Source organism: Pedobacter sp. P26, assembly GCF_050632135.1.
Classification (GTDB): domain Bacteria; phylum Bacteroidota; class Bacteroidia; order Sphingobacteriales; family Sphingobacteriaceae; genus Pedobacter.
Map to the genome: position 1 here is coordinate 5,252,640 of NZ_CP192574.1, position 17,383 is coordinate 5,270,022.

The 17,383-nt window shown below is 41.0% G+C and carries 16 protein-coding genes and 1 pseudogene; 3 read left to right on the forward strand and 14 right to left on the reverse strand.

What is annotated here, in order from left to right:
- Nucleotides 1-159: 159 nt before the first annotated feature.
- The 6 genes from ACQ86H_RS24295 to ACQ86H_RS24320 all read right to left on the reverse strand — a co-directional run bounded on the left by ACQ86H_RS24295 (nucleotide 160) and on the right by ACQ86H_RS24320 (nucleotide 7,160).
- A complete protein-coding gene (locus ACQ86H_RS24295; protein WP_431292777.1) occupies nucleotides 160-789 on the reverse strand; it encodes a hypothetical protein in 630 nt (209 codons plus the stop codon).
- Nucleotides 790-1,223: 434 nt separating this feature from the next.
- Nucleotides 1,224-2,396: an efflux RND transporter periplasmic adaptor subunit gene (locus tag ACQ86H_RS24300; RefSeq protein WP_138820131.1), complete on the reverse strand. Its 1,173-nt coding sequence runs from the start codon at nucleotides 2,394-2,396 to the stop codon at nucleotides 1,224-1,226.
- 11 nt (nucleotides 2,397-2,407) lie between these two features.
- Nucleotides 2,408-3,589, reverse strand: coding sequence for a TolC family protein (locus tag ACQ86H_RS24305; protein ID WP_431292778.1), 1,182 nt, complete (start codon nucleotides 3,587-3,589; stop codon nucleotides 2,408-2,410).
- 74 nt (nucleotides 3,590-3,663) lie between these two features.
- The gene (locus ACQ86H_RS24310) at nucleotides 3,664-6,297 is read right to left on the reverse strand and encodes an efflux RND transporter permease subunit (RefSeq protein WP_431295465.1); all 2,634 of its coding nucleotides are present in this window, start codon (nucleotides 6,295-6,297) and stop codon (nucleotides 3,664-3,666) included.
- Nucleotides 6,258-6,782 carry an efflux RND transporter permease subunit gene (locus ACQ86H_RS24315; protein ID WP_431292779.1) on the reverse strand — a complete coding sequence of 175 codons (525 nt, stop codon included), beginning with the start codon at nucleotides 6,780-6,782 and terminating at the stop codon, nucleotides 6,258-6,260. Before ACQ86H_RS24315 ends, ACQ86H_RS24310 begins: the two co-directional genes overlap by 40 nt.
- A 111-nt stretch (nucleotides 6,783-6,893) precedes the next feature.
- On the reverse strand, nucleotides 6,894-7,160 hold the full coding sequence (locus ACQ86H_RS24320; protein WP_431295466.1) for a hypothetical protein: 267 nt from the start codon (nucleotides 7,158-7,160) through the stop codon (nucleotides 6,894-6,896).
- Between the two features lie 239 nt (nucleotides 7,161-7,399).
- On the opposite strand from ACQ86H_RS24320, the gene ACQ86H_RS24325 reads away from it, so the two are divergent.
- The 3 genes from ACQ86H_RS24325 (at nucleotide 7,400) to ACQ86H_RS24335 (ending at nucleotide 9,130) form a co-directional block, all read left to right on the forward strand.
- Nucleotides 7,400-8,143, forward strand: coding sequence for an acyltransferase family protein (locus tag ACQ86H_RS24325; protein ID WP_431292780.1), 744 nt, complete (start codon nucleotides 7,400-7,402; stop codon nucleotides 8,141-8,143).
- Nucleotides 8,092-8,514: an acyltransferase family protein gene (locus ACQ86H_RS24330; RefSeq protein ID WP_431295467.1), complete on the forward strand. Its 423-nt coding sequence runs from the start codon at nucleotides 8,092-8,094 to the stop codon at nucleotides 8,512-8,514. The genes ACQ86H_RS24325 and ACQ86H_RS24330 overlap by 52 nt, the downstream gene beginning before the upstream one ends.
- Nucleotides 8,515-8,659: 145 nt before the next feature.
- Nucleotides 8,660-9,130: a DinB family protein gene (locus ACQ86H_RS24335; RefSeq protein WP_138820128.1), complete on the forward strand. Its 471-nt coding sequence runs from the start codon at nucleotides 8,660-8,662 to the stop codon at nucleotides 9,128-9,130.
- 372 nt (nucleotides 9,131-9,502) lie between these two features.
- On the opposite strand, the gene ACQ86H_RS24340 is transcribed toward ACQ86H_RS24335, so the two are convergent.
- The 8 genes and pseudogenes from ACQ86H_RS24340 to ACQ86H_RS24375 all read right to left on the reverse strand — a co-directional run bounded on the left by ACQ86H_RS24340 (nucleotide 9,503) and on the right by ACQ86H_RS24375 (nucleotide 17,321).
- Entirely contained in the window at nucleotides 9,503-10,471 is a 969-nt protein-coding gene (locus tag ACQ86H_RS24340) for a helix-turn-helix transcriptional regulator (protein WP_138820127.1), read from the reverse strand.
- A 29-nt stretch (nucleotides 10,472-10,500) separates the two neighbouring features.
- On the reverse strand, nucleotides 10,501-11,106 hold the full coding sequence (locus ACQ86H_RS24345; RefSeq protein ID WP_431292781.1) for a YdeI/OmpD-associated family protein: 606 nt from the start codon (nucleotides 11,104-11,106) through the stop codon (nucleotides 10,501-10,503).
- Nucleotides 11,107-11,197: 91 nt separating this feature from the next.
- On the reverse strand, nucleotides 11,198-11,716 hold the full coding sequence (locus ACQ86H_RS24350) for a DinB family protein (protein WP_431292782.1): 519 nt from the start codon (nucleotides 11,714-11,716) through the stop codon (nucleotides 11,198-11,200).
- A 287-nt stretch (nucleotides 11,717-12,003) separates the two neighbouring features.
- A complete protein-coding gene (locus ACQ86H_RS24355; protein WP_431292783.1) occupies nucleotides 12,004-12,798 on the reverse strand; it encodes an SDR family NAD(P)-dependent oxidoreductase in 795 nt (264 codons plus the stop codon).
- A gap of 326 nt (nucleotides 12,799-13,124) precedes the next feature.
- Nucleotides 13,125-13,373, reverse strand: a complete 249-nt coding sequence (locus ACQ86H_RS24360) for a hypothetical protein (RefSeq protein WP_431292784.1) — start codon at nucleotides 13,371-13,373, stop codon at nucleotides 13,125-13,127.
- A 369-nt stretch (nucleotides 13,374-13,742) separates the two neighbouring features.
- Nucleotides 13,743-14,872 (reverse strand): annotated as a pseudogene (locus ACQ86H_RS24365) (sensor protein KdpD).
- Between the two features lie 385 nt (nucleotides 14,873-15,257).
- On the reverse strand, nucleotides 15,258-16,328 hold the full coding sequence (locus ACQ86H_RS24370; protein ID WP_431292785.1) for a porin: 1,071 nt from the start codon (nucleotides 16,326-16,328) through the stop codon (nucleotides 15,258-15,260).
- Nucleotides 16,329-16,760: 432 nt separating this feature from the next.
- Nucleotides 16,761-17,321 (reverse strand): K(+)-transporting ATPase subunit C, encoded by a 561-nt coding sequence (locus ACQ86H_RS24375; protein ID WP_138820113.1) that lies wholly within the window; start codon nucleotides 17,319-17,321, stop codon nucleotides 16,761-16,763.
- Nucleotides 17,322-17,383 lie beyond the last annotated feature (62 nt).

Genomic DNA, 17,383 nt, shown 5'->3' on the forward strand with positions numbered 1-17,383 from the left:
CTCAAAATGATCAATAAAAATATGAAGAAAAGTTGCTTACCTGGCTTTTTTTCATAACCACAAAAGCCCATCGAAAGATGGGCTTTTGTGGTTATTATCGATGTAAACTAGTTTGACTATAGTTATAGCGCCAGTAATTTGTATAAATGTTCTTAATCGTTAAAGTTTAAAAGCCACACCCACGTTAAGCAATCCCAGGCTCTGGTAGCCGAGTTCTGCAAAAAGAGCTGTATGGTTAGAAAGGTAATACTTACCGCCCGCAAACAAACCAAAGCCAATGCCGCTGCCTGTAGCACCATTAAAACCCTCGCTGTTACTTACACTGGCAATAACGTAGCCCAGACTCGCCCCGCCATACACATCAAATTTAGGTGCGAGCTCGAGCAATTCGTTAAAATGGTAGGAACCTCGCGCACCAATGTAAAACGCGTTCTGTTTGAAGCTATAGTTTGCGCCTGCCGTATTTAAATCATATTTCGAACTGGCATAAGCCAATTGTCCACCTACGCTAATTTCGTCGGTAATACCTTTTTCGAAAGAAACACTGGGATTTACCGGCAGCGATGCAGCGTAACCCGAACCAAAAAACGGACTGCCAATACCGATACCAACATTCAGCAATTGATCGCCTTTTCCGTATACCCTAATTGAAGTCGTATTTTTTGCAGAAACCTTGTTTTCCTGTTTAACTTTAGTTTTGGGCAATACTTTGCCTTTTGATGCTGACTGGGCCATTGCAACAACGCACGTAGCCATAAAGACAGCCATCACAAATAATTGTTTTTTCATGTAGATAAAATTAAACTTGATTAAAGAATGAAATTCTTCTTTTAGACAGCCTCATAAAGCTTTCCAAAAGGTTAGGCAAAGATAAAATCCTTGCAAACAGCAATCTATACCGGTTTTTAGGTATTTTTGAAGCATTTGGAATTAAATTACTCCGTAATGCCGTCCATTTCAGACATTTTTTACAGGTTAGCAGACAACTTTAGACTGATGTGGAAGATTCGCAGTTTCAGATCAATTAAACGATTCTTAATTAACAATAAAATTAATTGTTACTAATTAAAAGCACATCGAAAGATGGGCATTTATGTTAATGTCTATCTATAATCAATTTGACTTTAAATGACGACCTTTTGAAGTATGTCATTGATAGCGTAGTCGAAGGGCGATTTACAAGAAGTCTTCGGCTATGCTCAGACTGACGACTGCAGTGCTGATTAATGCCCTTCTCCTTCCTCTTCGGCATTCTTTACCTTGCTTAACAGATCATAGGCGCCCTTTATCACCACCTTCGCATTATTAATCTGCTCCGCAGAAGAAACCTGGGTGTAACCATTCTCGGCAATTCCTGTTTTTACTTCCATCATCCTGTAGCGGTAAGTATTATTACCCTTATCAGCTGGCTGATTTATAAACACGAATTTTTTGCCTTCAAATTCAACAATTGCGGCATCGGGTAGTGCTTCAACCTTGTTCATTCCACTTTCTACATAGGCTTTAAGATACATGCCCGGAAGTAACTGTGTATCCTCCTTGTCCAGGTGGCAGTGAATTTGTACGGTACGCTCTTTACTGATTTCCCTGCCAATGAGATAAACAGTAGCCATACGTTCTTTTTCCTCGTTGGCCAGCACAAAGCGGACTTTCTGCCCCAGCTTAAGCTTGGGTACATCTTTTTCAAATACGGTAAGCTCTGCATGCAGGTGCTCAGTATCGGCAATTTTGAACAGCACATCGGTGGTACTGGCAAAGGCGCCAATATTGGTGTTAACCTGAGTAACGTAGCCCGCCATTGGTGTATAGAGGTTAAAGGTTTTCTGGATCTGTCCTTTTTCCAGTGCCGAAAAACTGATATTCATAATGGAAAGTTTTGAACGCTGTCCCAGCAATCTTGCACTTACACTCTGGTATTCGCTCCTTGCTTTCTGTAATGCTTTTTTGGAATTCACATTTTCTTTTGCTAGTTCTTCCTGGCGGTCGAGTTCCTGCTTTAAAAACTGCAGCTGGCTTTTATAATCCAGGTAGTCTTGTTGCATCTGAATGAATTCCGGATTCTGCATTACGGCTACAAGTTCCCCTTTGGCTACACGTTTTCCCTGCAACATATTGGTGCTTTTTACAATCCCTTCCAGCGGCGTGGAAATTGATACCAGGCTCTGTGGTGGAAGGTCGAGCATCCCGTTTACTTTTGTTGTGCCACTTAATTCCTTCAACTCAATATCTCCCAGGGTAATTTCCGATAGCTTGTGCTGCTCCGGAGTAAGGGTTATGATATCGCTCTTTTCGTGAACGGTTTCTTTCCCAGGTTCCTTTTCGGCACCTGGACGGCCGCAGCCAGCCAAATAAAACGGGAAAGATAACAGGATAAGATATTTATATATGGATCTCATGAGATTTATGCTTAAAATGGTTGGTTATTACCGGTTAAAAATTCAATCTGGTTAATGCTCTGGCTTAACTGGAGCAGGGCCATCAGGCTGCCCTCGTAAATACCGTTCGCCTGTTTAAGGTTTAACAGGTATTCGGAATAGCCTATTTCTCCGTTCTGGTAGGCAATCCGGCTGTTTTTTAAGATCAACGCCGCATTGGCCAGAGCCGAGGTGATAAAATAATCGTAACGTTTCCTGTTTTTCAGGTATTCGCCCAGGGCCTGCTGGTACTGGCCTGTTAGTTTTCGCTGCTGAAGTTCCAGATCGTTCGAAGCAATATCGCGGTTAATTGATGCAGCCTTAGCCTTTGCTGAATAAGCCCTGTAAAATAGCGGAACGGAAAGTCCTACCTGGAAGCCCTGGAAACGTTTGTCGCGGCCAAAGAAAACATCATTGCCATTAACGTTTTGAAAACCGGTTAGCGACTGGTTGAAATAACCCAGAGTGAAATCGGGTAATGATTTGGCAAGTTCTACCTTCCGCTGTTTTTCAGCAATCACAACCTGCTGCCTGAAATAAGCAATGGCTGGATTTTCATTTAGAAGTGCCGTATCTCCTATCGAAATCCCGGGTGCTTCTTTTAAAAACTTGTCGGCGATTAAGGGTAGACCACCCCTGCCTAAAAGCGTAGCAAGCTGCGCTTTATAAATTTCGATGTCAGACCGGTCCTGATCAAGCAGGTTCTGTACATCCTTGAGCTGTGTCTCGGCAGCTACCTTTTCAAGCAGGTTGCCCTCGCCTGTTTTGTACTTTAGCGAAGCCGATTTTACAAAACCCTTATAAATGCTGTCTTGCTCTAGCAACAGTTTCTCCTTCGAATATAGGTACTGAAGATTGGTATAAACTGTTTTAACCTGAAAAATAAGCTCGTTTTTACTTGAAGCGACCTGATGCTGGCCCGCTCTGATGCGTTCATTACCTAATGCCGCATTTGCGGTGAAAAGTGTTGGGAAAGGAATGGTTTGCGAAACGGTAAAGTTGTTGTCGTTTTTAACCAGACTATTATACTGTCCATAAAGCATAGAGACTTCAGTTTTGGGCATTTCGAAAGCGCTTTTCCTGAGTGCCTGTTGCAACCCTACACCAAGATTAGCACCGCTAATCGCCCTGTTGTTTTCCAGCGCCGAAGATACCGCCTGTTTAAGGGTTAACACAGTCTGGGCTTTAGCAGACTGAAATCCAAGCAGCGTAACAAAAACTACAATTATTCCCGCTACCGGAGCTATTTTTACTTTTTTCTGCCCATTTTTTCTACCCAGATATAAAGCACCGGAAGTACCAAAAGGGTTAACAATGTTGCTGAAATTAGTCCACCGATAACAACCGTTGCCAATGGGCGCTGCACTTCAGCCCCGCTTCCGCCCGAGATAGCCATTGGAAGAAAGCCCAGAGAGGCTACTAGGGCCGTCATAATAACCGGACGAAGCCTGACCGAAGTTCCAGTTCTGATAATTTCGAGAATATCTTTCATTCCTTCTTTTTTTAACCTGTTAAATTCACTGATCAGTACGATGCCGTTTAGTACCGCCACACCAAAAAGCGCAATAAAGCCGATGCCTGCGGAGATACTAAATGGCATGGCCCGTGCCCACAAAGCAAATATGCCACCAATGGCCGACAGTGGAATTGCGGTAAAAATTAAAAGTGCATGTTTAATTGATGAAAAAGTAAGATAAAGCAATAGTAAAATGAGCAATAAAGCCAGTGGTACCGCAATACCCAATCTTTTAGTAGCAGCCTGCAGATTCTCAAAAGTGCCGCCAAATGTTGGGTAATATCCCGGTGAAAACTTAACCTCTGCATCAATCTTCTGCTGGATTTCCTTTACAATACTTTCCACATCCCTGCCTCTCACGTTAAATCCAACGGTGATCCGCCGCTTTGCATCGTCCCGCTGGATCTGGTTTGGACCTTCCCTGTACTGGATATCAGCCAGTTGTTCCAGCGGGATCTGGTTGCCGTTAGGTGCAGTTACAAACAGGTTCTTCACATCATCAAGCGACTGCCTGTTTTCTTTTTCCAGGCGGACAACCATATCGAATCGTTTTTCGCCTTCGAATACAAGGCCAGCCACCTCACCGGCAAAGCCTGAGCGGATAGCCGTATTCACATCCTCGATGTTCAATCCGAACTGGGCAATCTTTTCTCTATGAAATTTGATAATAACCTGTGGAAGTCCTGAAGCCTGTTCCACATAAATATCCTGGGCACCTTCTATTTTTCTGGCTATAGCACCAATTTTAGCTGCATAGGCACTTAGCTTCGAAAAATCCTCTCCATAGACCTTAATGACCACATCTTGCCTGGCGCCTGTCATGAGTTCATTAAAGCGCATCTGGATGGGCTGCTGGAACCCGAAAGTAACCCCTGGAATATACTGTTCAAGCCTGGCCTGCATTTTGCCTGCAAGCTCATCTCTCGTAGAAGCATTTGTCCAATCCCCCTTATCCTTTAAGATAATAATCAGATCACAGGCTTCTACCGGCATGGGGTCGGTAGGAATCTCGCTGGAACCGATCTTTCCGATAACCTCTTTTACCTCAGGAAAATTTGCTTTTAACACTTTTGCAGCCCGTGTAGCGGCTTCAATGGTTTGTGAAAGACTGCTCCCGGTAAGTACCCGGGTTTCTACGGCAAAGTCGCCTTCCTCTAGTGTAGGAATAAATTCGGCACCCAGATAATTGAAAATAATTAGGCAAATGGCAAATAACCCTATTGCAATGCCCACAACGGCCACCCTTGCCTTAAGTGCAAAATTGAGCATTGGGGTATACACCCTTTGAAAAAAGGACATGATCCTGTCTGAGATATTTCTTTTGGTGCTGATGGTTTTATTTAGAAACAGTGCACTCATCATCGGCACATAAGTTAATGATAAGATAAAAGCACCGAGGATTGCAAAGGCCACCGTTTGGGCCATTGGCCTGAACATCTTACCTTCTATGCCAACCAGGGCCAGAATCGGCAGGTAAACGATAAGGATAATGATTTCGCCGAAAGCAGCACTGTTACGAATCCTGGAAGCAGATTCAAAAATCTCAGCATCCATTTCCTGCTGGCTTAACCTGCTCTTATTTTTTCGGGTATTCAAATGGTGGAGAGATGCCTCTACAATGATTACCGCTCCATCTACAATTAGCCCAAAGTCTATAGCGCCAAGGCTCATCAGGTTTCCGCTGACACCAAAAAGGTTCATCAGGCATATTGCGAAAAGCATGGCAAGTGGAATAACCGAGGCCACAATCAGTCCGGCGCGGAAATTCCCCAAAAGCAACACCAGTACAAAGATCACAATCAATGCGCCTTCTGCCAGGTTTTTAGTCACCGTACCAATGGCACTGTCTACCAATTTTGTGCGATCGAGAAATGGCTCGATCACCACGCCCTCAGGAAGATTCTTTGCGATCTGATCCATCCGGGTTTTTACGTTCGCAATAACCTTGGAAGAGTTGGCGCCCTTTAGCATCATCACTACTGCTCCTACTACCTCGCCCTGATCGTTTCTGGTCATGGCACCATACCTGGTGGCCGCACCGATCCTCACTTCAGCTACATTTCGGATCAGCACCGGAATACTGTTTTCATTGGTCCGTACAACAATGTTCTCAATGTCTTCCATACTGTTGATCAATCCCTCGCTCCTGATAAAATAGGCATTGGGTTTTTTATCAATGTAAGATCCGCCGGTATTCTGATTATTTTTTTCAAGCGCCTTAAAAATATCGCTGATGGATATATCCATACTTCTAAGCTTGTCGGGATTAAGGGCAATTTCATATTGCTTAAGGTACCCTCCAAAGCTGCTCACATCTGCTATGCCCTCTACGCCGAGGAGCTGGCGGCGTACAATCCAGTCTTGAATGGTGCGGAGCGCTGTGGCATCATATTTTTTTCATATCCTTTTTTAGGGTGGATTACATATTGGTAAATTTCTCCAAGTCCGGTAGTTAACGGCGCAATCTCAGGGGTACCGATTCCCTTAGGAATGGTCCTTTCTACCTCGGCAAGCCTTTCACTTACCTGTTGGCGGGCCCAGTAAATCTCTACATTTTCCTTAAACACTACTGTCACAACTGAAAGGCCAAACCTGCTAAAGGAGCGGACTTCCTCTATTCCTGGAATAGTGGCCATGGTTTGCTCTACCGGGTAGGTGACAAAGCGCTCAATATCTTCCGCGCCGTTACTTGGCGAGGAGGTAATAATCTGAACCTGGTTATTGGTAATATCGGGAAGGGCATCTATGGGCAGCTGCCTAAGGGAGTATATGCCCCAGGCGATCAGCGCCAGCATCATAATTCCCACCAGCAGTTTCTGCCTGATGGAGAACTGTATTATTCTGTTCAGCATTGTCGGTTAAATCAAAAATCAATAAATAGCAGGCATCATTGCACTTATGTTACAAAAGATGCATGTGAATAGCATACTTTTCATGGACATCGCCATGAAATGAAAGATTGATTAAATGAGTTTGGGCGGTTGCCAAATATCGAGTGGTTGTTTTTTCAATGCCGAACACTGGAAAACCGGGTATGGTTTCCGGAATACCGGAACAATAAGGTTTGTTAACTTTTCGGATGGGAAGTGCTGACCGACCGAGCAGCAGGCACAGCTGCAGAATGGCGGACAGGATTCGCCATGCGTATGTCCAGCTTTTGATTGATCGCTGTGCACAATGCTTTCGATGTGAGACCTGGAAACCATATCTTCCTTGTCCTGGCAGGGCATTAGGCCCAGAAGGATCAGATAAATAGAAAAAAGGAATACAAAGTTTTTCACCAGGGGCAAATGTAATGATTAAAGTTTTTAATTCATAAAGCCTGCTTTTATTAAATTCCTGCTCTGTTTTGACGGTTAAAAACGTCTAGTTCTACCAGGCCTAATGCCTTACGTATCATTGTAGATGCAAAAGTATGGAGTAAAGAATGTTGGTTATTTTTACGGTTTGCTATTTTTACAAGCCTTCCATGAGTATTAACCTAAATAATGAGCTGGCCACCAAGCCACATTACCCTATATTAGATGGCCTCCGCGGTGTCGCAGCTATTATTGTTGTCACCTTTCATTTAACCGAGCCCTTAGGAACCGGGCATCTCGACATCCTGGTGAACCATGGTTATCTGGCTGTAGATTTTTTCTTTTTATTATCTGGTTTTGTAATGGGCTACGCTTATGACGACCGATGGAACAAAATGAGTGTAGGCAGTTTTTTCAAACGCCGCATCGTACGCCTGCAACCGATGGTGATTTTGGGGATGACCCTCGGCGCCATCGGATTCTATTATACAGATTCTGCTATATGGCCGCTCATTCATACTATTCCGCTCTGGAAGATGTTATTCGTACTATTAATTGGCTATACCATCCTTCCTGTACCATTATCGCTTGATATACGTGGCTGGCAAGAAATGCACCCCATGAACAGCGTGGGCTGGTCGTTGTTCTTTGAATACATTGCCAATATTCTTTATGCGTTATGGATCAGGAAATTTTCTAAAACAGCATTAGGTATCTTAGTGGTTATCGCCGCTATCGCATTGGCACAGCTAGCCATTACAAACGGCGATGTAAGTGGCGGCTGGACACTAAATATAGAACAGGTACGTATTGGACTTACCCGTACCCTTTACCCTTTTTTGCTGGTTTATTACTTTCGCGTATCGCGAAACCCACCCGAATTAAAAATGCCTTTTTATGGTGCGGCCTTTTAGTAGTGCTGGTACTTTATATGCCACGTATTGGAGGCGCTGAACATCTTTGGATGAACGGAATTTATGAGTCTGTATGTATTATCATTGTTTTTCCGCTTATCGTGTACCTTGGCGCCAGCGGCGTACTGCAAACGCAAAGAGAGCAAAGGATATGCAAATTTTTAGGTGATGTATCTTATCCACTTTACCTGGTACATTGTCCTTTGGTTTATATTTACGTGGCCTGGATCAGTAACCATAAAGGCACTACAATTGTACAGGCCTGGCCGTATGCCTTACTTATTTTAGCTGGCAGCATTGTTTTGGCATACACAGCCTTAAAGTGGTACGACGAGCCGATGCGCAAATGGTTGCGAAAAAAGTTTGCATAACTGCGGTCATCATTTAAGGTTTTTAACTAATTCTTAAACCATAATATAAATAGAAATTTTAAAAAAATGTAATATATCATTTTTCGACTGACAAACAGTTGTCATAAGCCAGTTTTAGCTTTGTTCTATTAAATAATAAAACAATATGTCAGCAACTATGATTACTAAAAGCGAATTACTACAACATTGGTTAGGCCATAGAAAACTAACCCGAAAAACCATTGAAAAATTTCCTGAAAAAGAATTATTTGAATTTTCAATCGGCGAGATGAGACCTTTTTCGGCATTAATTAAAGAGTTATTATCGATTGATGTTCCTGGTTTAAAAGAAATGGTGACCAGAGAGACAGCTCCTTTTAGTCATGATCTTCCGCTTAATAGTAAAGAAGAACTACTAACAAAATGGGATGAGGATACCCCAAAAATTGTGGAATACTTTAACCAAATCTCTGAGGATCAGCTTCACGAAACAATTAAATTATTCGGGCAATACGAGTTTTCGATCATTAGCCACCTTTTGTATTTCATTGATAACGAAATACACCACCGCGGACAAGGCTTTGTATATTTAAGGGCATTAGGCATTGAGCCTCCATTTTTCTGGGACCGTTATTAAAAAGCAAGAGACTGTATCATAAAGGTTATTTCAACTCAGATGCTGTCATGTTGAGCCTGTAGAAACGCATTTTAAGACATTAAAACAGGTCCTTCACTTCGACTACGCTCAATACAAGCTCACTACCATTGACCGACACCCAAAAAAGATCGTCATCTCGACCGAAGCAACGCGAAGTGGAGAGATTTATCAAAACAGATTTTGCCTCGCAGAGTCTTCGGGTTCTCAACTGCGTTACCGATGTAAAATCGGTACAGGTAGCACTCCGCTCGAAATGACGGTAAAGCGAGAGAATTTTTACATGTAGATTAAGTACTGTCATTTATATTGATTTTTATAAAATAAATTATCCCTCAGGATGACAATTCTATATTACGATATAACCTCTTTGTTTTTTATTCTCTTCAAACCAGATTCCATTATCTCAACCAGTTCATTATTCAAATGGGCTGGTGCTATAATTTCGGCCGCATCAACAAATTTAACAAACCAGCGCACAAAAGAAACTTCAGAAAGAGAACAGTCGAAATACATGACCACAAAATCATCCGAAATTTCTTCGCTTGTAAATCCGAAAATCTGTCGTTCCCAATATAGAAAATGGGCATACTTCCGGTCTACCCTGATTTCGATTTTAGTTATATTTTCGCATATGTCTTTATCCCTGAATTCGTTAATTGGCGGGTGTGCAATGGTGAAGTTTTCTTCAAGCATCATAACTTTTTTAACCCTGTCTAATCTAAAATTGCGGTAATCTTTCCTCAAATGGCAATAGGCTAAAAGATACCAAAGACTATGTTCGTAGAATACACCGATGGGTTCAACAGATCTGCCAACCGTATGAATATCACCACTTTTGAGGTAATCGATATGGGTTATCTTTTTCCTTAAGGTGCTGTTGAGTAAAACATCAATAATGTTGGGCAGATAATCCTTAGATTTTAAGTCGTTTTTAAGATGTATGGTGTCTTCTAAATGCAGGAAATCTCTTTTTTGATTCACCTGAAAAGAGCTTTTTATTTTGATAAGTGCTGCCTCAAAATGTTTTTTAACAAATTGGGTTTCGTGTTTCTGCATCACTTTTTCGGCAACCATTAAACTGAGAATCTCTTCCTGACTAAACCTTGATGGCTGCAGCCTAAACCCTTCCATAATCGAATAGCCAGATCCTGATTCATTTACGATCGGAATACCGGCAATCTCCAGGGCTTTTAAATCCCTGTAAATCGTTCTTAAACTGATTTCGAATCGCTTTTGTAATTCATCTGTAGTGACTACAGATTTAGATTGCAATAGAAAAAATATCTGTAGTATCCGGTCAAATCTTTTGGTAATATCCATGTTTACAGCTAAATTAGATTATTTGCCTCCTAGCGGAGAAATTGCTTTGGCAATACGTTTTCTGATGAGGATTTTACAAGTTCAAGAATTCTGTTTTGCCGGGTTTCTGCTTTTTTTGCCATTACGATCCACTGTAAGATGGCTTTCTTAGCAGATTTACTTAAGCTAAGGAAAAAAATCTTCGCGTCTTTACTGTTTTTAAATTCTAAGGCTAAATCTTTAGGTATTTTAAGTGTTTCTACTACATCTAAAGCTACCCATGACCCATCTTTTTTGGCCTTTTTAATGGTTTCTAAACCTGCTTTTGCGATAAGTTTTTGTGCCAACAGGCGCTTTACCTTTTCCTTATTGATTTTCGACCAAACGCTATTGGCTTTCCGTTTACAGAAAAACTGCATAAACGTATCGCTATCTATTGACTTTTTTAAACTGTCTATCCAACCGAAACAAAGGGCCTCATCTACAGCTTCGCTCCAGGTAATGCTTGGCAAACCGGAACCTTTCTTGCTGTAAACAAGCCAAACCGACGATTTAAAATCGTGATGCTCCATCAGCCAGTTCCGCCATTCTTCAATGCTCCCTGGACGAAAAGTTTCTATATCCTTTACTTTATTTTCCGCTATTTCGCAATCCATAAAATAATTTCTCTGAACAGATTGTACATCGATTATTAAATTATGCAGCAAATTTAGCAGGTAGAGTGACAACCCTATGGCAGTGGCGATTTTAAACTTCTTTATAATTCTTCACTACGGCTACGGTAACCATCAGTTGCCCTACATGGCGCATAGTATGCTCTGCTGCATGGAACAACAAACCGATAACAGTTGAAGGAAGTCCGGCGCGACCTACGCCTCTATAATCGGGCAATGTGATCGCATCTGTACTTTTGATCTGCGCTAATGCAAGATCTACCTGTTTATTGAAACGGTTAACAAGATCTGCCACGGTATATCCCGCTGCCGAATCTTTACCCTCTTCAGCCAACTGGGCAAACTGAAATTCAGAAAGACTTTCTGCCCTGGCATAAGTAAATACCCGATCAAGCACTCCACTTAAATGCTGAAGATGAAAACCTGTAGATGCCATTCCGGCGGGGCGTTGCCAAAGCAGTTCGATTGGGAATTCGACCATATACTCATTAATCTCTTCTCTTGCTTGTAATAAGGCATGTACTACAGGTTGTAACATCGGGATAATTTCAGGCAGTGGCCCTCTTTGCCAAACTTCTAATTGTTGCGCCATTAATATTTATTTTTAAAATTTTAAATCCGTTTTAAAGAAACCATTACCTTAATTAAAACATCTTTTATTCAGTTTGATAAAACTCTCCTTCATTACTGGATAAATTGGTAATCTAAATGTAGCGACTTAATTAAAGTGAAGACATTCTTATCAGTAAGCGCAGCCTGAAGCAGTTTTTTCATAAACACTGGCCGTATTCTCTATATATTACCAGCATTTAAATAGCTAAAAAAATAAACTTAAAGCTCATTAGCCTACTTATGCCTGCAAAAAGGATCCATAACACACTACAATATCGATCTTACCAAACCGCCTTCTACCCTAATGGCAGCACCATTGGTTCCCGAGGCTAATGGACTTGCATAAAAAGCAACTGCATTTGCTATCTCACTAACATCAAGAAAGCGTTGCAGTAATGAAGTAGGTCTCATGTTCTTAAAGAAATCGGCTTCTACCTCAGCAATGGTAATGTTTCCATTTTTGGCTAAATCTTCAATAAAACCACCAACCCCTTTTGATTTGGTTGGGCCGGGCAAAATTGAATTGACGGTTACTTCTGTACCTTGAGTTAATTCTGCCAGGCCACGGCTAACCGCCAGCTGTGCAGTTTTAGTCATCCCGTAGTGGATCATTTCATCCGGAATAAATACTGCCGATTCGCTGGAGATAAAAATAATCCTTCCCCAATTTTTCTTTAACATTTTAGGGAATAGGTGCCGCGACAACCTGATTCCGCTCATTACGTTGACTTCAAAAAACCTAAACCAATCTTCATCACTGATGTCTTCAAAAGCTTTAGGCTCAAAAATGCCGGCATTATTGATCAGTATATCAATCTCCGGTAGTTTATCAATCAGGTTACTTACTTCATCAGCTTTCGAAAAATCAGCAGCGATGCCAGAAATAAACTCTTCCCCGGCAATACCTTGCAGCAATTTCACGGCAGCATCTACACTGCTTTGCGACCTGCCATTGATAATCACTTTTACACCTTCTTTTAATAAACTTTCGGCAATTGCAAATCCGATCCCAGCAGTAGAGCCACTTATAAAAGCTGTTTTATGCTTTAATTGTAAATCCATTTTTACTTTTTAAAATAAAGTTTTTAATAAAAATAGCTATTATCATGTACGTTATACAAACTGAACAATTTTCCAGCTAAAAAATCTCATATAAATATGCTAAAAATAAACTGCCAGGCAGAGACAAAAAGTTATTTTCTCCATCTCATTAATGATTAGATGATCAGAATTGATATAATTATTGTGAAGTTGTTAATTGCAAACACGAACAGCCTTTGGGCTGTTCCATAAACGGCACTATTGATTAATTTTCAACTTTATGGCTTTAACTTGTGTAGCCAGTAATACGCCACCAAGTGCCGCAGTTAAGAAAACGCCTTCGAAAATCAATAATCTTTTTTCTTTTTAAAACCACGATAAAAAGTATGCGCTGCCATAATACCCAGGCCAACAAACTCAATATTGCGTTGCAACCTTTTCGATGAATCTTTATTTTTGATTAAAGCAATATGCAATAGCTCATCTATTAAACTGATGTTTTTTGAAACACCTTTTCTAATCTGTTTTTTGCTTGCCGAAGTACCCAGTTTTTTAGCAGCATTTTGTAATCCTGTAGTGGCAATCTCATTAATCAAACGTGTTTTAGTCTCTTTTTTTCCATATCACTTTCCATAGGTTCTATTATTTCAACCCCGCTTAAAGGATATAGTTTTGATAAATTTGAGAAAAGTTGAATAGCCTTACACACCAGGAAAGATAATATTTATTGAAGGAAGTGAGTGGCTCTTTGTTCTTCGAGGCCAGCAATCGTACCATTCGCTAAAGTCCCGATAAAAATTCCTGTCGTAAGTATGCACCCCTTTAGAATATTTTTCAGCATCATACCAGCTTGCTTTGAAAAACTACGGCGTAGAACGATAACGCTGTAAATTTCAGCGTCTAAAAAATCAAATATCCAAACAAATCAGCGTTTAATTTTCAGGATATGTGGGGTGATAGAAATCTTATGATAAAATCACCAGATCAATATCCTTCATCGCCAGATTTTTCAACAGTCCATTAAAAACCGCTGTACGTAAAATTACCTGAAAAATATTAAGATGGGGCTTGCCGATACAAATTGTGGTAATTTCCTTTTCGGCAGCGATATCGATGATGGTTTTGGTAATGGCATTACTTTTTATTTTAATGACTTCGCCACCCAGTTCGGTAGCCAGTTTAAAATGGTTAATCAGATGGCGCTGTTTATCCAGTTTAATGCGTTCCATGCTTTCACTATCGCTTTGCACGTACAGCACCATCCATGGCGACCGGTAATAGGAAGCAAGTCTTGCTGTTTTCCGGATCACAACTCCTGCGGTTTCGGCGTTGGAAGAAATACAGGCCAAAAAGCGTTCGGGCCTAAGTTTAATTGACTTGGGAATTTCGGTCTGGATTTTCCGTTCTACCTGGTGCACCACCTCTTTTAAGGCCAGCTCGCGCAGCTGAAGAATTTTATCAGCTTGAAAAAATTACTTAATGCTTTTTCGATTTTTGATTGATCGTAAATTTTGCCTTCTTTAAGGCGGGTAACCAGTTCATCAGCCGTAAGGTCGATATTTACGATTTCATCAGCGATCTCCAAGATCTTATCCGGGATCCGTTCCGTCACAGCTATACCTGTAATCTGCTCAATTTCTTCATTGATGCTTTCCAGGTGCTGAATATTTACTGCAGAGATTACGCTGATCCCTGCCTCAAGCAGATCGAAAACATCCTGCCAGCGTTTGGTGTTTTTACTGCCTTCGGCATTGGTATGGGCAAGTTCATCCACAATAACAATCTCCGGATGACGATTCATGATCCCTTTAAGGTCCATTTCCGATATTTCTTTGCCCCGGTAAAAAATTTTGCGCAGCGGAATAAACGGAAGGCCTGCAACAAGGGCTTCTGTTTCTGCCCTTTTATGGGTCTCCACATAACCGATACAAATATCTACGCCATTTCGCAGTAATGCATGCGATTCCTGAAGCATACGGTAAGTTTTACCCACACCAGCACTCATGCCAATATAGATTTTGAGCTTTCCGCGCCTGGATTTTTTAACCAGATCTAAAAAGTGTCTGACAGATTCTTCTTTTTGCTCTTCTTCCATCATCTTTACCAGGAAACCTTCATTACTCCTTCTTCGATCAATATAGTAATTGCAACAATCATAACCAACGTAAATAATACGATCATAAACCTAAAAGAGATTTTATTATAAAGCAGTTTGAAGTATTTTTCTGTGGCATAACTTCTTTTTTTGCACCTGTTTTATTCCTTTTTAACGAATTCAATTTTCGCATCATTAATACTCCTAAGAACGCTAAAAACAGGCTGAATATGATTTCTATGTAGGGATGCATTGTTTTTTGTTTTTGCAAAAAATTCATTTCTAAGCGTCGTCATCTCGACTGGAGTGCAACGAAATGGAGAGATCTATATAAAAGATACTCAACAGATCTCTCCACTGCGGTCGAGATGACGGCACTTATTTTTTAAAACGATACCGCAATACTTGCTGTTAAACTTGCATTGGCATTAACCGCAGCACCTTCTCTGGCAAATATTTTGTCTCTACTATCGTAGGCTTTTCCTTCCAACCTCACAACAGCATTGGCGATTGGCGAGTAATCAAGATTTAAAGAGTAACCTTTGGTTTTAAAACCTTGCGGTGTGTCAGTAGCGATAAAAATTCCGCTTTTATCTTCATAATATTCAAACCTTCCGGCAACGGCCCATTTTGGTGCAAATTTATATTGTGCAATGGCTACCGGAGAAATGACTTCGTTTTTATCGCTGCTGCCTTTTTGTTTCTGTTGTGTGCCATAATCCAACCCAAGGGTTACACCAAATTTATCGGTAAGCTGAAAAATTCCATAAACATTGTGGTAAAACCTGTTTACCCTAACCGAATCAGCCCCTTCTGTACCAAGATAATTGCTGTAGTTTACCGTAATTTTATCTGTTGGTTTCCAGGTCAGCTGAAGTCCGCCAGCCGGTTTATTATTTCCATTCTGGCGGGTAATGCGCTGCCAACCGTTCAGGTACAATGCGGTAGCCGTAAATTTTCCATCTTTGGAACCATAAGTAATTTTGGCACCCGATTCGTAATAAGGTGTATTTTCTGAAGAAATATTTCTGGTAAGTACCCAACAATCTTTCGAAACCGCACTTTCGAAACCGATATGCGAAGAAAAGACTCCGGCATCAATCCAAAGATTTTCTGTTTTGGATAATTTTACCCCGGCATTAGCCTCCAAGATATTTTTCAAAACCCCTGGCTCCGCAGCAAGATTGGCATTGGCATAAGTTCCGGCCATTACCGCTAAATTAGCCCTGATCATTCCGCTATCATAAGCTGCCTTGATAAAACCAAGGTTTAGGTTTACTTCGTTTGCGCGGTTGTGGGAATAAATAAAACCCGGGCGGTTATGGTCAGCAGGTTTGTTAAAATCGTATCCGTAATAAGTCTCAAGGTAACCACTTACTTTAATTTTTGGTTCTTCCTGTGCTTTAGCGAAGAATCCAGTAGTGAGTGTAGCGGCAAGTAATAGTATTTTTTTCATTTTATCTGACTGTTTTGTATTAGGTAAAGCCTAAGGCCCAGGCTCGTTTGTCACCAGGCCTTAAAGCATTGCCGTTGTTATTGTTTTGGGAAATTGTTTATTTAAATTGTTCGTATTGATAGATTGCTAAATTGTTCGTCATTCCCGCGCAAAGCCGTTATTTAAGCCCTCGACTCAGGCATGCATAATTTAACCACAGATAAAAGGATGCACACAGATATAAAAATCTGTGGTTATCTGTGTACATCTGTGGTTAAAAACCCTTAACTTAATGACATTGCATTCCCGCGCAGGCGGGAATCTTAATGCACCATACATTAGCATTAAGATTCTCAATCAAGTTGAGAATGACGATCCCTCGCAACCTATCATCGTCATTATCTATCCTTTTAGTTTTGGCAAACGCATTTGGACAGACTGCAAAGTCACTAACTAAAGTGCATCGAGAGCAAGATTTAATTTCAGCACATTTACTGATGAAGGGCCGAATACACCCATAAATGGTTTAAGTGTATTCATGGCAACCAGTTCTTTTACCTTTTTCACATCGATTTTACGGGCTGCAGCAACCCTGTCGATCTGAATGGCTGCACCCTGCTCAGAAATATTTGGATCAAGTCCGCTTCCTGATGCAGTAACCATATCAGCAGGGATATCTGATTTTTTGATACCCGGATTGTATTTCAATAAAGTATCAATACGCGATTGCACTTCTTTTAAGTAATCAGGATTGGATGGTCCTTTATTAGAACCTGCAGAACCCGCTGCATTGTAGGCAACTGCTGATGGTCTTCCCCAGAAATATTGAGGTTTGGTAAACGACTGACCCAATAATGCATAACCTACTGTTTTACCATTTTTGGTGACTTTTTCTCCTCCCCCGTTTCCTTTAGACATTTTACCGATAAAGGCAACAGTAACAGGATATATTACGCATAACAGTACCAATAATACAAGTGTTAAGCGGATGGATTGAATGATGTACTTTTTCATCTTTTTATTTTTTAAATTTCTCTTTACTGTCATGCTAAGGAACGAAGCATCTCTAATCTACT

What these genes read in the sequence shown, in the direction of transcription:
- ACQ86H_RS24295 (WP_431292777.1), bottom strand. Translation starts at nt 789, where the DNA reads ATGAAAAAACAATTATTTGTGATGGCTGTCTTTATGGCTACGTGCGTT.
- ACQ86H_RS24300 (WP_138820131.1), bottom strand. Translation starts at nt 2,396, where the DNA reads ATGAGATCCATATATAAATATCTTATCCTGTTATCTTTCCCGTTTTAT.
- ACQ86H_RS24315 (WP_431292779.1), bottom strand. Translation starts at nt 6,782, where the DNA reads ATGCTGAACAGAATAATACAGTTCTCCATCAGGCAGAAACTGCTGGTG.
- ACQ86H_RS24320 (WP_431295466.1), bottom strand. Translation starts at nt 7,160, where the DNA reads ATGCCCTGCCAGGACAAGGAAGATATGGTTTCCAGGTCTCACATCGAA.
- ACQ86H_RS24325 (WP_431292780.1), top strand. Translation starts at nt 7,400, where the DNA reads ATGAGTATTAACCTAAATAATGAGCTGGCCACCAAGCCACATTACCCT.
- ACQ86H_RS24335 (WP_138820128.1), top strand. Translation starts at nt 8,660, where the DNA reads ATGTCAGCAACTATGATTACTAAAAGCGAATTACTACAACATTGGTTA.
- ACQ86H_RS24340 (WP_138820127.1), bottom strand. Translation starts at nt 10,471, where the DNA reads ATGGATATTACCAAAAGATTTGACCGGATACTACAGATATTTTTTCTA.
- ACQ86H_RS24345 (WP_431292781.1), bottom strand. Translation starts at nt 11,106, where the DNA reads ATGGATTGCGAAATAGCGGAAAATAAAGTAAAGGATATAGAAACTTTT.
- ACQ86H_RS24350 (WP_431292782.1), bottom strand. Translation starts at nt 11,716, where the DNA reads ATGGCGCAACAATTAGAAGTTTGGCAAAGAGGGCCACTGCCTGAAATT.
- ACQ86H_RS24355 (WP_431292783.1), bottom strand. Translation starts at nt 12,798, where the DNA reads ATGGATTTACAATTAAAGCATAAAACAGCTTTTATAAGTGGCTCTACT.
- ACQ86H_RS24370 (WP_431292785.1), bottom strand. Translation starts at nt 16,328, where the DNA reads ATGAAAAAAATACTATTACTTGCCGCTACACTCACTACTGGATTCTTC.
- ACQ86H_RS24375 (WP_138820113.1), bottom strand. Translation starts at nt 17,321, where the DNA reads ATGAAAAAGTACATCATTCAATCCATCCGCTTAACACTTGTATTATTG.